Here is a 12,776-nt window from a genome sequence, read left to right as displayed (position 1 = left end):
CGAAGCCCATCGCCGCCATGAAGGCCGCTGCGCCGGACAGGCCGGCCAGCAATCCCACGCCTGTGAGCAGCGCGCCGCAGACCAGCACTTGCGCGACGCCCAGGCCGAAGATTTCGCCGCGCAACTTCCAAAGGCGCGACGGCTGCATTTCGAGGCCGATGATGAACAGGAACATCACCACACCCAGTTCGGCGACGTGCAGTATGGATTTGGGATCGGAGAAAAAACCGATGCCAAAGGGACCGATCGCCAAGCCGGCGGCCAGGTAGCCCAGAACCGAGCCCAGCCCGAGCCGCTTGAACAGGGGAACGGCAATCACCGCTGCGCCGAGCAGGACGACGACATTGAGGACTTGATTGCCTTCGGAAGGCAGGGCCATGGAGCGCTCCTGGTGACATGGCGGGCCGAAGCGCCTGGGACGCCGCCCAGCCCGCTAGGCGCGGGCTGGAGCCATTTTCCGGCAAACCGCGGGATTGGCAAACAGGAACTTCGGCAATGAAAAGCCGCCCCGAAGGGCGGCGGCTTGGGAACGGCGCGCGCGGCGGCTCAGTCTTCCCGGAACTGCATTTTGTACAGCGCCGCGTACAGGCCGTCGGCTGCCAGGAGCTCCGCGTGCGGACCCTGTTCGACGATCCGGCCGGCGTCCAGCACGATGATGCGGTCGGCGTTCTGCACGGTGGACAGGCGGTGCGCAATGACGAGCGTGGTGCGGCCCTTCATGAGGCGTTCCAGCGAGGCCTGCACCTGGCGTTCTGACTCGTTGTCCAGCGCCGAGGTGGCTTCGTCCAGGATCAGGATGGGCGCGTTCTTGATGAGCGCGCGCGCGATCGCCAGGCGCTGGCGCTGGCCGCCGGACAGGCGGGCGGCGTTTTCGCCCACCTGCGTGTTGATGCCTTGCGGCAGGCCTTCGACGAATTCGAGCAAATTGGCGGCGGCAAGGGCATCGCGCACCTTTTGCTCGCTGGACTTGCCCAGCGCGCCGTAGCCGACGTTGGCGGCAATGGTGTCGTCGAACAGCACGACGTCCTGGCTGACCAGCGAAAGGTGCGAGCGCAGGCTGCGCAGCGTCAGGTCGTTGATGGGCACGTCGTCCACGAGGATCTGGCCGCTGTCGGTCAGCACGAAGCGGGGCAGCATGTTGACCAACGTGGTCTTGCCGCTGCCGGAACGGCCCACGAGGGCGACGGTCTGCCCGGGTTCGACCACGAAGGAAATGTCGTTGACGGTATCGCGGTCGGCATCGGGAAAGCGATGCGACACGTTGCGGAATTCGACCTTGCCGCGCACGGGCTCGGGCAGTTCCTTGGTGCCGGTGTCGTTTTCCGGCACCTGGTCGATCAGCGTGAACACGCTTTCGGCCGACACCAGCATTTTCTGCATGCGGGCGGCTACGTTGGTGAGGCGCTTGATGGGGTCGAAGATCTGGGCCAGCGCGGCCATGAACGAGGCGAAGCTGCCGACGGTGAGTGAGCCGCTGTTGGCCTGGCTGAGCGCCACGGCGATGACCGCGCCCACGGAGATCGAGATGCAGACCTGGGTAAGCGGGGTCAGCGCCGCGTCGGCGGTGGCCGTGCGCATGGCGAAGCGGCGCAGGCGGCGGCTGACGAAATCGAAACGGCCGCGTTCAACTTCGTAGCCGTCGAACAGCTTGATGACGCGCTGGCCGTCGATGCCCTCGCCGACCACGCGGGTCAGCTCGGCATTCATATTGACGGTTTCGCGGTTGATGCGGCGCAGGCGCTTGATGAAGAAGCGCGAGATCATGACCGAGACCGGCAGCATGACCAGGATGATCAGCGTCAGCACCCACGACATGTAGAGCAGGACGCAGATCAGGGCGATGACCACCAGGGTTTCGCGCACCAGCACCGTGATGACGTCGGTGGCGTAACCGGTAACGTTGCCGGCGTCGATGGTGAAGCGGTTCAGGAGGCGGCCGGTGTCGCCGCGCTTGAAGTCCGCGTCGGGCAGGCCCAGCAGGCGCTCGAACATATCGCGCCGCATGCCCAGCAGCACGTTGTTGGCCACCCAGGCCAGCAGGTAATCGCTGAAGAAGTTGCAGATGCCGCGCAGCAGGATCAGTCCGACGACCGCCAGCGGCAGCGCCCAGACGTAATACGGTTTGGCGCCGGAAAAGCCGCCGTCGAGCAGGGGCTTCATGATGACCGCCAGCACTGGCTGCGTGGCCGCGGCGCCCGCCATCAGCAGGATGGCAGCCAGCAAGCCCTTCCAATAGGAACCCACGCGGCTGTAGATCCGGGACCAGAGTTCGGATTTGACGGGTTGGGAACCCGCTGGCGCATTCCGTGCGGCAGAATTCAAAGGAATCACTCGCTTTAATACAATTGTGCCCAGGATTGTACCGGCTGCGCGCCCGCGCGCCGTCCCTGCCCCTTAGCCCTACCGCGCCCGTGCGCCCTTCCATGTCCGATATCAGTTGCCTGTATGTCCGCCTGCCCAACTGGGTGGGCGATGTCTGCATGAGCCTGCCCAGCCTGCGCGCCCTGGCCGCAAGCGGCCTCCCCCTGGTTCTTTGCGCCCGTCCCTGGGCCCGCGACCTGCTCGATGGCGTGGACAAGCTGGATTTCATCCCCATGCGAGGCAAGGTCGGCCCGGATCGTGCGGAGGTCAGCGCGCACCGGCGCGGGCTGGGCGCGCAGGGCCGTCGCGCCCGGGGCCTGCTGCTGCCGGATTCGCTGTCCAGCGCGCTGGTGTTCCGCCTGGCGGGCGTGCCGTCGGCGGGCTACCGCGACGATGGCCGCAGCTTCCTGCTGCGCTGGCCGTTCGCCAAGCCCGCCCAGCCGATGCATGCCGTCGAGTCCTGGCATCACCTCACCCGCGAAGCCCTGAGCCGCTGGAACCTGCCGAGCGGCCCGGCCCAGCCGGGGCCGACGCTGGACCTGCCGCTGACCGCGGCGCACGAACGCGCGGCCGGCGAGGCGCTGGCCCAGGCCGGGCTGGACGGCCGGCCTTTCGTCCTGATCGCGCCCACCGCCACCGGCTTGCACAAGGGCAGGATCAAGGTCTGGCCGGGATTCGATACACTGACACGCGCCCTGCAGGCCCGCGGCCATACCGTGGTAATGTGCCCCCCTCCGGCAGAAACCGACGAAGCCCGGCGCAACGCGCCCACGGCGCAGTTGCTGGCCCCGCTGGGACTGGGCGCTTTTGCGGCGCTGACCGCGCGGGCCACGCTGGTGATTTGTAACGATTCCGGCGTGTCGCACGTGGCGGCGGCGGCATCGGCCCGGCAGCTCACGCTGTTCGGCGTGACGCAGCCGCAGCGCACCGGCCCCTGGTCCCCGCGCGCGGTGTGCGTCGGCACCGACCAGGCCTGGCCGTCGGAGGAAGAAGTGACACAGCACGCCCAGCGCCTGCTGGATGGTACGTAGTAATCAGGACAGTCTCGAAATGACCTTTTCCAGCTATCTCACGAATCTGATCATTCCCTTCAACTTGTGCATCACCCTGGTGGTCCTTGGCCTGGTGCTGGGACTGTTCCGGCTTCGCAAGACCGGCCTCACCCTCGTGGCCGCCGGCCTGCTCTGGGCGCTTGCCTGGTCCTTGCCCGCCACGTCGCTGTGGGCCGGCGGCGCGTTGGAGAACCGCTATCCGCACAAGCCCGCCGCCGAAATGCCCACGGCCGATGCGATTGTCGTACTGGGCGGCAACACCGCCAACGGCCGCGCCAACTGGTTCCTGCCCTATGACAAGGACACCGCCGTGGTGCGCGTGGACGCCGCTGCCCAGCTCTATCTGGCAGGTCGCGCGCCCAAAGTGCTGCTGTCGGGCGGCGCGCTGGAAGGCGACGTCAGCGAAGCCCGCGGAATGGCGCATTCGATCCGGCAGCAAGGGGTGCCGGAGTCGGCGCTGATCCTGGAAAACGCCAGCCGCACCACCTACGAAAACGCCATGCTGACCGAAGACCAGCTCAAGGCGCGCGGCATCGGCAAGGTGCTGCTGGTCACGTCGGCGTTGCACATGCCCCGCGCGATGGCGGCCTTTTCCAAGCAGGGCGTGGAGGTCATTGCCGCCCCCGCGCCGCCACAGATCGTGGCGCCGGCCGACGGTTCGCTGTCGTTGTGGCTGCCCGACGAACGCACGTTCGACGCCAGCCGCTCGATCGTCAAGGAATACGCCGGGCTCTTCGTCTACTGGTTGCGCGGATGGGTATGAGCTTGGCCGGCGCCGCCCTGGCATGCCGCTCGGGATGCGGCGCGTGCTGCATCGCGCCGTCGATCACGCGGCCCATTCCGGGCATGCCGCAGGGCAAGCCTGCGGGCGTGCCCTGTATTCAGTTGCTGCCGGACATGCGCTGCGCCATTTTTAACGACCCTTCCCGCCCGGACTTCTGCGACGGCCTGCAGCCCGAGCACGAGATGTGCGGCCCGGACCGCGAATATGCGATCCACTGGCTGGCCGACCTGGAGCGGGCGACGGCGCCGCACCACTGAAAAAAAACGGGGCACACAGGCCCCGTTTTTCAATTGCGGTCGAGCAGCACCTGTTCGTAGAGCGCCTCGTAGCGCGACGCCACGGTTTCCCAGCTTTGGTCGCGGGCGATTTCCAGACCGCGCGATGTGAGCGCCTTGCGCAGCTCGGGATCCGACCCCAGGCTTTCCAGCGCCTGCGCCAACTGGGCGCCATCCCGCGGGTCCTGCAGGATGAGCGCATCCTTGCCCGCGGTCAGATACTGCGCGAATCCGCAATACACCGGGGAACTGACGATGACCGGCAAGCCGTGCGACATGGCTTCCAGCGGCGCCATGCCATAGCTGTCGTTCAGCGTCGGGTGGGCGTAGATGTCGGCTGCATTGAAATACTGGCCGACGTCCGGCGTGGGGTCGACCAGGGTGACACGGCTCGCGACGTCGCCGGCGGCGCGGACGCGATCACGCGTGGGTTCATCGGCGCCCACGATCAGCAGCTTGTATTGGGGGGGCAGCAGCGCCAGCGCGTCCAGCAGCGCGGGCAGGCCCTTGCGCATCGGATTGCGCGCCACCAGCAGACAGCCGATCGTGTCGGCGTCCCAGCCCAACCGTGTGCGCATGGCCGTGCGGGCGCCGTTGCCATCCGGGGCCGGCAGTTTGACGCCGGGGGCAATGATGTCGACAGGAAGCTGCTCGCCGTAGCTGCGGTGCAACTGGTCCATGATGAGGCCGGACACCGCGACGACGCGACGCTGGTGCGTCTTGCGCACGCGCAGCCGTTCCAGCGTCAGATAGGTAGCGAGGCGCGGGCTGAGCCAGGCGGTCACACGCTGCAGCGGCTTGACCCGGGTGACGCGGTTGTAGCGGACCGGCGTCACGTGCATGACCTGGATCTCGCCCGCCCAGCCGTTCATGTGCGAATGCACGATGTCGTAGCGGCCGCGCGTGAGACGGTCAGCGCGCCAGGCGAAATACAGCACCCGCGTCCAGCTTGGCAGCCAGCCGGGAAACCGCACGGGCAGGTAGTCGAACGGCAGATCGCTGTCGAAATCGCGCGCGATCACGGCCACGTCGTGCCGCTTGCCCAGCACGCGCATCAACTCGACGCCATACGCCTCTGCGCCCCCGAAGCGATTGCCGAATCGGTCGACCAACAGCGCAATGCGAAGACGCCGATTACGGGCGCCGGCGGTTGTCTTCATACCGGGTAAGGCACTTCTGGAGAAAACGGATGATGTTGGTGGAACGAGCCACCGTCACTCGCGGGAGACCGAAGGGATCGTCGGACGCCGCCGCCAGGCCGCGCTTGGTGAGCGTGGCGTTGTCGTAGCCGGCCTCGCGCGCCATGGCCTGGTGCTCCGGGCCGTGGTCGCCGTACGGATAGCAGAACGCGGTGACGGGCGCGCCGAGCGCCTGTTCGAGTTCGTCCTTGGACTCGACGATCTGGCGACGCGCTTCTTCGGGCGCGAGCTGGGGAAGATGAACGTGGTCAAGCGTATGCGAACCGACCTCGTTGCCCGCCTGCGCCCATTCCCGCATTTCCTGCACGGTCATGAGCGGCGAAAACGGGATGCCCTTTTGCAGGTCCCACACGTTGCCGCCGTCGAACTGCCGGGCCACGAAATAGTTGGTGGCGGTGAATCCCAATTCGCTCAGTACCGGCATCGCGTTGTGGTGCACGTTGCGATAACCGTCGTCGAACGTGATGCCGAACACCTTGCCCTGGCGCTCGCCGCGGACATAAGGCATGACGTCGCGCATGGACAATCCGCGATAACCCAGACGGCGCATCCAGCGCATCTGGCGGGCAAAGCTGTCGGGGTGTACCGTCAAGCCGCGAAATGGCGTGCCCTTGCGGTTGGGCTCGCCAATCTGGTGGTACATGAGGATGGGTATGGACATGTAAGCGATTATAAAGGGATGATTCGTGTACCTGTCCATGACCTAACGCCCATCAGGCCAAACTTAAGTAAACCTGCTCCGTGCGCTGGGCAAATTTGTCCAGGCCGAATTCGGCCACACTCTTGGCCCGTGCGGCGGGTCCCATGCGGGCGATGCAAGCCGGATCGGCCAGGATGCCGGCCATGACGCGCGCGACCGCGTCGGGAGCTTTCTTTGGCACCACCCAGCCGTCGACGCCTTCGTCGATGTTTTCCGGAAGCCCGCCTTGATCGGAGACGATGACCGGCAATCCCATCGACATCATCTCGCGGCAGGCAAACGAAATCGTTTCGACGCGGTACGACAGTACGAAACCGACATCGAGCGCGGCCAGGAACGGGCGCACGTCATCGAGCATTCCGGCAAAAATGACGCGATCGGCCAGACCCAGTTTTTCGACTTCCTGCAATTGCGTCTCGGTGGGCGCGGCGCCGGCAAGGGCGATGTGGACGCCCTCGGCGCTGGGACCGAGCTGGGCGACGGCCCGCGCCATGTCCATCCAGCCCTTGTAGTCGTTCGTACCCGCGTTGCTGCCGACCAGCAGCGTGCACTTGGCCGCGCGATCGCCGAGCAGCGCGTTGCGGGCAGCCAGCGCGCGCTCGGCCGGCCATGGCGCGTACCGCGCGTTGTCCACGCCGTTGGCAATGGTGGAAAGCGGCCGCGCCGCGTACGGCGAGGCGCGCAGCATGCGCTCGACGAAGTCGCACACGCCGATCACGTGGTCGGTGCCCATGCGCGTGCGCACGGCGGCGCCAAGGTACGAGATGGGGATGTCATTGTGCTTGGTCAACACGATGCGCGGCCGGCGTTTGCCCAACCCCATGCAGGCCAGGATGACGGTGCGGTGGTCGGACGATCCATTGACGTGAACCACGTCGATCTTCCGGGAAACGATCACGCGGCGCAGGCTGCGCGCGGCAGCCAGGCGCTTGCCCAGCCGGCTGGGATAGTCCTGGGCGACCGCATGCACGCCGGGCACTTCGCTCGCCAGCCGGTAAAGGCTGCTGCCGCCGGGGACGGCAACCGTCAACTGATGATGTTGGGCCAGCGCGCGCAGCAACGACACTACGTAGATGGTGTGACCGCCAATCGTCGTATTGCTGTGGTAATTCGTGTACAGAATATTCATGGATTCGGGACGCGATGCCTCGTCGAATTTAATTGCCGCGGGATGCGAGGAACATGAGTTTGGCGTAGCGCAGGAAGCTTCCCATCGCCGCTATCACTGCGAGCACCAGCCCGTGGCGGCCATCCAGGAAACCGCGCCGGATCAGGTAGATGCGCACGAAGGTCCAGAAGCCGTGGCCCAGCGCCCCGAAGATTGTGGTGCGCTTGCCCTTGGCATACATCATGGCGGCCGCGTCGGACGAATAGCGGTTGACCTTGGTGATCAGCGCGTCCAGGTTGTCGTACGGATAGTGGTTGAAGTAGCCGCGCATCTGCAGGGGACGGCCGTTGGCCGGCACCACGCGTTCGTGGACGGCGGCGTCGGTGAAGCGCGCCGTGCCGCGCTTGAAGAGGCGCAGCACGTAGTCGGGCCACCAGCCGCTGTGGCGGATGTCTCGGCCGCAGAAGTTGGACAGGCGCGCGATTTCATAGGCGTCGGCCTGGGGCGCGCGCAGCACGTCCTGGATTTCCTGCGCCAGCTCGGGGGTGACACGCTCGTCCGCGTCGATCGACAGCACCCAGTCGCCCGTCGCCAGATCCAGCGCGCGATTCTTCTGCGGACCGAAGCCGGGCCAGTCGGGGGTGACTTCGACCCGGGCGCCCAGCGCCTGTGCCAATTCCACGGTGCCGTCGGTGCTGCCCGAATCCACGACGATGAACTCGTCGGCGAACGACACGGACTTCAGGCAGGCGGCGATGTTTGCCGCTTCGTTCTTGGTGATGATGATGACTGATAACTTCATCCGCGATTCCTAAGACGCTTTTTCCAGGCCTTCCAGGCGTGATAGCGCGGTCCCCAGAACGGGTCGCGCGACAGCCAGATCCGGCGGTTCAGCCAGGACCCGCCCTGATTGCGCACCGCGAAGCGATAGATGTGACCGGGATCCGCACCAGGGAGGTTCTGGCCGAAAGGGTCGGTAGTGTACAAGTGCCGGAAACCGGCCTGCCGGGCCGCGGCCACGTAGTCCGCATCGAAATAGCCCTGCGGCCAGCAGAGATGGTCACTGACGCCGCCAAGCCGGCGGATCAGGGCGTCGCGCGAATCGTGCAGATCCTGCGCGATGCGCTCGCGCTTGGCGGCCACATCCGCGCCACAGACCTTGTCCCAGCGGGTGTGCGTGTTGGTATGGGAATGGAACTCGAAGGTGCCGGCGGCCTGCATGGCCTCGATCTCGCTCCAGCGCAGCATCGCCTCGTCCGCACGGCCCGCGTCCACGAGTTCCTTGCAGGCGTGGTGGTCGGGCGTGGGGGGCAGCGGGCCGCCCTGCCCCGCGTGAGGCCGCACAGGGCCGTCGCCGATCCAGCCGGTGATGGTGAACAGCACCGCGCGCATGCCGTGACGCGCCAGGATCGGATGCGCATGCACCCAGTTGTTGAGATATCCGTCATCGAACGTGATGAGCACCGACCGTTCGGGCACGCTGCCGCCGGCCAGATAGCCGGCGAACTGCGCGGCGGTCAGCGACTGGTAGCCGGCGCGGGCCAGACGCGAGAGCTGCGATTCGAAGACCTCGGGCGTCGAGGCGATCATGCCGCCCGCCGGCGTGACGTGGTGATACATCAGCACCGGCACGTTGGGCGCGTTCATTTGCGGCGCTCCGCCAGCCCGCGCATATGACTGGGCGTCATCAGTACGTGACCTCCACGCCGTCCGGTTTGGTCCAGGCGTTCAGGTTGGCCAGCAGCGTATCGGCCATGCGCACGCGCCATTCTTCGCCGAGCCTGACCGTGCACAAAAAATTGTTCTTGGTGTAGACGATGTCGACCGGCACGCCCGGAATGCCGTTTTCGGGTTCGGCGCGGAACGGGTTGAGCATCTGGCGCAGGCGGGCCGCGTCGGCGCTGCCATTGAGCTTGACGCGCAGCGACTTGGCGCGGGCCTCGCGCGCAAGCTGCAGGTCATAGAGCTGCTCGGCGACGATGCGCATGCCGCCGGAATAGTCGTCGTTGCTGACCTTGCCCTGCACGATGACGAGCTGGTCTTCGCGCAGCCGGTTGCGGTGCTTTTCGAAGAGTTCGTTGAAGACCGAGATTTCCACCTGCGCCGTGCCGTCGTCCAGCACGGCAAAGACCATCTTGCCGCGGCGGGTCATCATGACGCGCACGCTGGCCAGCACGCCGCACATCCATTGCAGGTCGCGTTGCGGCTCCACGCGGGCCAGTTGCATCGGCACGATACGGCGCACTTCATCGCGCCATGCGTCGAACAGGTGACCGCTGTAGTAATAGCCCAGCGCGGATTTTTCTTCGGTCAGTTTCTTGTGCAGATCCCAAGGCGCGACCTTGGCCAGTTCACCCGCGACCACGTCGCCGCTGTCGTCGCCAAAGAGCGATGCCTGGTTGGCGCTGCGCGCGGCCTGCTCGGCCGCTTCCATGGCGGTGGGCACCGACGCCAGCATCGCGGCGCGGTTCGGCTCGATGGTGTCGAACGCGCCGGCCTTGATCAGGGCCTCGATGGTGCGGCGGTTGACGGCCTGCTTGCTGACGCGCCGGCAGAAGTCGAACAGGTTGAGGAACGGGCCGCCTTCCTTGCGCGCGCGCAGGATGTCCTCGACGGCGCCCTGCCCGGTGCCCTTGACGGCGCCCAGGCCGTAACGCATGGTGCGCGGCGGCTTGCCTTTTTCGGTGTGCTTGTCGGCGACGGGTTCGAACCGGTAGCCCGAATGGTTGACGTCGGGCGGCAGCACCTCGACGCCGTTGTCCTGGGCGTCGCGGCAGAAGATCTGGACCTTGTCGGTGTCGTCCATGTCCGAGGACATGGTGGCGGCCAGGAATTCGGTCGGGTGGTAGGCCTTCAGCCAGGCGGTCTGGTACGAGATGAGCGCGTACGCGGCCGAGTGCGACTTGTTGAAGCCGTAGCCCGCGAATTTTTCCATCAGGTCGAACAGCTTGACCGCCAGGTCCGGATCGTGGCCCTTTTCCTTGGCGCCCTGTTCGAACAGTTCGCGATGCTTGGCCATTTCCTCGGGCTTTTTCTTGCCCATGGCCCGGCGCAGCAGATCGGCGCCGCCCAGCGAGTAGCCCCCGATGATCTGGGAGATCAGCATCACCTGTTCCTGGTAGACGATGACCCCGTAGGTGCTCTTGAGGGTGGCTTCCAGGTCCGAGTGGAAATAGTCGACCGCCGCGCGCCCGTGCTTGCGGTTCACGAAGTCGTCCACCATCCCGGATTCCAGCGGCCCCGGACGATACAGGGCCAGCATGGCGATGATGTCTTCGAACGTATTGGGCCGCAGCTTCTTGAGCAGCTCTTTCATGCCGCGCGATTCAAGCTGGAACACCGCGGTGGTGTTGGCGTCGCACAGGATCTTGTAGGCCGCCGGATCGTCCAGGGCCAGCGCCATGACGTCGAAGTCGCGCTTTTCGGCGTTGAACTGGCGCACGTAGCGCACGGCCCAGTCCAGGATCGTCAGGTTGCGCAGGCCCAGGAAGTCGAACTTCACCAGACCGGCCGCCTCGACGTCGTCCTTGTCGAACTGCGAAACCGCGCTGTTTTCCTGGCCCGGCTGGCAATACAGCGGGCAGAAGTCGGTGAGCTTGCCGGGCGCAATCAGCACCCCGCCCGCGTGCATGCCGATGTTGCGGGTCAGGCCTTCGAGCGGCTTGGCCAGGTCGACCAGCGCGCGGACCTCTTCTTCCTGCTCGTAGCGGTCCTTGAAGGCGGGTTCGTCCTTGAGGGTGCGTTCCAGCGTCCAGGGATCCATCGGATTGAACGGGATCAGCTTGGACAGGCCGTCGCAGAACATGTAGGGCATGTCCAGCACGCGGCCGGCGTCGCGCACCACGGCCTTGGCGCCCAGCGTGCCGAAGGTGGCGATCTGGCTGACAGCGGCGCGGCCGTATTTTTCCTTGACGTAGTCGATGACCCGTTCGCGGTTGTCCTGGCAGAAGTCGATATCGAAGTCGGGCATGGAGACCCGCTCGGGATTCAGGAAGCGCTCGAACAGCAGGTCATAGCGGATGGGGTCGAGGTCGGTGATGCCCAGCGCGTAGGCCACCAGCGAACCGGCGCCGGAGCCCCGGCCCGGGCCGACCGGCACGCCGTTGTTCTTGCCCCAGTTGATGAAGTCCTGAACGATCAGGAAGTAGCCGGGAAAGCCCATCTGGATGATGGTCTTGCACTCCCAGCGCAGCCGCTCGTAGTACTGCTCGCGCTTGGACTCGCGCTCGGCGACGTCCGGGAACAGGAACTCCATGCGCTTTTCCAGACCCTCCTCGGAGAGCTGGACCAGGTAATCGTCCAGCGTCACACCGTCGGGCGTGGGGAAATTGGGCAGGCGCGGCTTGCCCAGCACGAGGCTCAGGTTGCAGCGCTTGGCGATTTCGACCGTGTTGGCCAGCGCCGACGGCACGTCGGCGAACCGGCGCGCCATTTCCTCGGAGCTGAGCAGGTACTGCTCTTTGGAGAACCGGCGCACGCGGCGCGGGTTGGCCAGGATTTCGCCTTCGGCGATGCAGACGCGCGCCTCGTGGGCCTGGAATTCGAACTCGTCGAGGAACTGCACGGGATGGGTGGCGACCACCGGCAGCCCGGCTTCCGCGGCCAGCCGCATGGCGGCCTGGCAGTAGCCTTCGTCGCCGTCCATGCCGGCGCGTTGCAGTTCGACGTAATAGCTGTCCGGGAACATCAGCGCCCACTGGCGGGCCAGGGCCAGCGCCGACACGGCGTTGCCGGCCTCGAGCGCCTGCCCGACGTCGCCCGCGCGCCCCCCGGACAGGGCGATGAGCCCAGCCTGCCCTTGCAGCCATTCGCGGCGGATTTCGGCGCGGCCCTTGCCTTGGTTCGTGAGGAACGCCTTGGACAGCAGTTCGCACAGATTCAGGTAACCCTGGTGGTTGCGCACCAGCAACAGCAGGCGGAAGGGCTTGGACGGGTCTTCGTCGTTGGAGATCCAGACGTCGCAGCCCGCAATGGGCTTGACCCCCGCGCCGCGCGCGCCCTTATAGAACTTGATCAGTCCGAACAGGTTCGACAGATCGGTCAGGGCGACGGCGGGCTGGCCCAGCTTGGCCACGCGCTTGATGAGATCGGGGATACGCACCGTGCCGTCCACGACCGAGAACTCGGAGTGGACGCGCAGGTGAACAAATGGGGTCGGGGTCGTTACGGCTTCGGACATGGCGGAATTGTACCCAGCGCCCGACCTCCCTAGAACAATCCTCGCATCAGAATCCGCCGAATGCATCCCGTCCTGAAGGAGTCCCCACGGAGGCTTGTGGGACAATACCGCCCATACC

At 66.1% G+C, this 12,776-nt stretch carries 11 protein-coding genes; 3 read left to right on the top strand and 8 right to left on the bottom strand.

The features are described from left to right. On the bottom strand, nt 1-379 hold a 379-nt coding region (locus RT697_RS20985; protein ID WP_313701517.1), incomplete at its 3' end, for a cation:proton antiporter. Between the two features lie 167 nt (nt 380-546). Next, nucleotides 547-2,322 carry a lipid A export permease/ATP-binding protein MsbA gene (gene msbA / locus RT697_RS20980; RefSeq protein WP_313701516.1) on the bottom strand — a complete coding sequence of 592 codons (1,776 nt, stop codon included), beginning with the start codon at nt 2,320-2,322 and terminating at the stop codon, nt 547-549. Nucleotides 2,323-2,423: 101 nt separating this feature from the next. Between msbA and RT697_RS20975 the strand changes: the two genes are divergently transcribed. The 3 genes from RT697_RS20975 to RT697_RS20965 are packed head-to-tail and all read left to right on the top strand — an operon-like array spanning nt 2,424 to nt 4,454. Next, the gene (locus RT697_RS20975; RefSeq protein WP_313701515.1) at nt 2,424-3,392 is read left to right on the top strand and encodes a glycosyltransferase family 9 protein; all 969 of its coding nucleotides are present in this window, start codon (nt 2,424-2,426) and stop codon (nt 3,390-3,392) included. A gap of 19 nt (nt 3,393-3,411) precedes the next feature. After that, the gene (locus RT697_RS20970) at nt 3,412-4,176 is read left to right on the top strand and encodes a YdcF family protein (RefSeq protein ID WP_313701514.1); all 765 of its coding nucleotides are present in this window, start codon (nt 3,412-3,414) and stop codon (nt 4,174-4,176) included. Beyond that, complete coding sequence (locus RT697_RS20965) at nt 4,173-4,454, top strand: YkgJ family cysteine cluster protein (RefSeq protein WP_313701513.1); 282 nt, start codon at nt 4,173-4,175, stop codon at nt 4,452-4,454. The genes RT697_RS20970 and RT697_RS20965 overlap by 4 nt, the downstream gene beginning before the upstream one ends. A 29-nt stretch (nt 4,455-4,483) precedes the next feature. On the opposite strand, the gene RT697_RS20960 is transcribed toward RT697_RS20965, so the two are convergent. Genes RT697_RS20960 through dnaE form a run of 6 tightly spaced genes read right to left on the bottom strand, consistent with a single transcriptional unit; the run spans nt 4,484 to nt 12,658 of the window. Next, nucleotides 4,484-5,632, bottom strand: coding sequence for a glycosyltransferase family 4 protein (locus RT697_RS20960; RefSeq protein ID WP_313701512.1), 1,149 nt, complete (start codon nt 5,630-5,632; stop codon nt 4,484-4,486). Continuing rightward, complete coding sequence (locus RT697_RS20955) at nt 5,607-6,332, bottom strand: polysaccharide deacetylase family protein (RefSeq protein WP_313701510.1); 726 nt, start codon at nt 6,330-6,332, stop codon at nt 5,607-5,609. The genes RT697_RS20960 and RT697_RS20955 overlap by 26 nt, the downstream gene beginning before the upstream one ends. 52 nt (nt 6,333-6,384) lie before the next feature. Further along, complete coding sequence (locus tag RT697_RS20950) at nt 6,385-7,500, bottom strand: glycosyltransferase (RefSeq protein ID WP_313701509.1); 1,116 nt, start codon at nt 7,498-7,500, stop codon at nt 6,385-6,387. 28 nt (nt 7,501-7,528) lie between these two features. Further along, nucleotides 7,529-8,281 carry a glycosyltransferase family 2 protein gene (locus tag RT697_RS20945; RefSeq protein WP_313701508.1) on the bottom strand — a complete coding sequence of 251 codons (753 nt, stop codon included), beginning with the start codon at nt 8,279-8,281 and terminating at the stop codon, nt 7,529-7,531. Continuing rightward, the gene (locus RT697_RS20940; RefSeq protein WP_313701507.1) at nt 8,278-9,126 is read right to left on the bottom strand and encodes a polysaccharide deacetylase family protein; all 849 of its coding nucleotides are present in this window, start codon (nt 9,124-9,126) and stop codon (nt 8,278-8,280) included. The genes RT697_RS20945 and RT697_RS20940 overlap by 4 nt, the downstream gene beginning before the upstream one ends. Before the next feature lie 40 nt (nt 9,127-9,166). Beyond that, nucleotides 9,167-12,658, bottom strand: a complete 3,492-nt coding sequence (gene dnaE / locus RT697_RS20935) for a DNA polymerase III subunit alpha (RefSeq protein WP_313701506.1) — start codon at nt 12,656-12,658, stop codon at nt 9,167-9,169. Nucleotides 12,659-12,776 lie beyond the last annotated feature (118 nt).

It is taken from the genome of Achromobacter sp., from assembly GCF_032113835.1.
Lineage (GTDB): Bacteria > Pseudomonadota > Gammaproteobacteria > Burkholderiales > Burkholderiaceae_B > Achromobacter.
This window is presented reverse-complemented; position numbering and strand designations above follow the sequence as displayed.

Excerpts from the sequence above, each read along its gene's own strand:
- RT697_RS20975 (WP_313701515.1), top strand. The coding sequence starts at position 2,424 with ATGTCCGATATCAGTTGCCTGTATGTCCGCCTGCCCAACTGGGTGGGC.
- RT697_RS20970 (WP_313701514.1), top strand. The coding sequence starts at position 3,412 with ATGACCTTTTCCAGCTATCTCACGAATCTGATCATTCCCTTCAACTTG.
- RT697_RS20965 (WP_313701513.1), top strand. The coding sequence starts at position 4,173 with ATGAGCTTGGCCGGCGCCGCCCTGGCATGCCGCTCGGGATGCGGCGCG.
- RT697_RS20960 (WP_313701512.1), bottom strand. The coding sequence starts at position 5,632 with ATGAAGACAACCGCCGGCGCCCGTAATCGGCGTCTTCGCATTGCGCTG.
- RT697_RS20955 (WP_313701510.1), bottom strand. The coding sequence starts at position 6,332 with ATGTCCATACCCATCCTCATGTACCACCAGATTGGCGAGCCCAACCGC.
- RT697_RS20950 (WP_313701509.1), bottom strand. The coding sequence starts at position 7,500 with ATGAATATTCTGTACACGAATTACCACAGCAATACGACGATTGGCGGT.
- RT697_RS20945 (WP_313701508.1), bottom strand. The coding sequence starts at position 8,281 with ATGAAGTTATCAGTCATCATCATCACCAAGAACGAAGCGGCAAACATC.
- RT697_RS20940 (WP_313701507.1), bottom strand. The coding sequence starts at position 9,126 with ATGAACGCGCCCAACGTGCCGGTGCTGATGTATCACCACGTCACGCCG.
- dnaE (WP_313701506.1), bottom strand. The coding sequence starts at position 12,658 with ATGTCCGAAGCCGTAACGACCCCGACCCCATTTGTTCACCTGCGCGTC.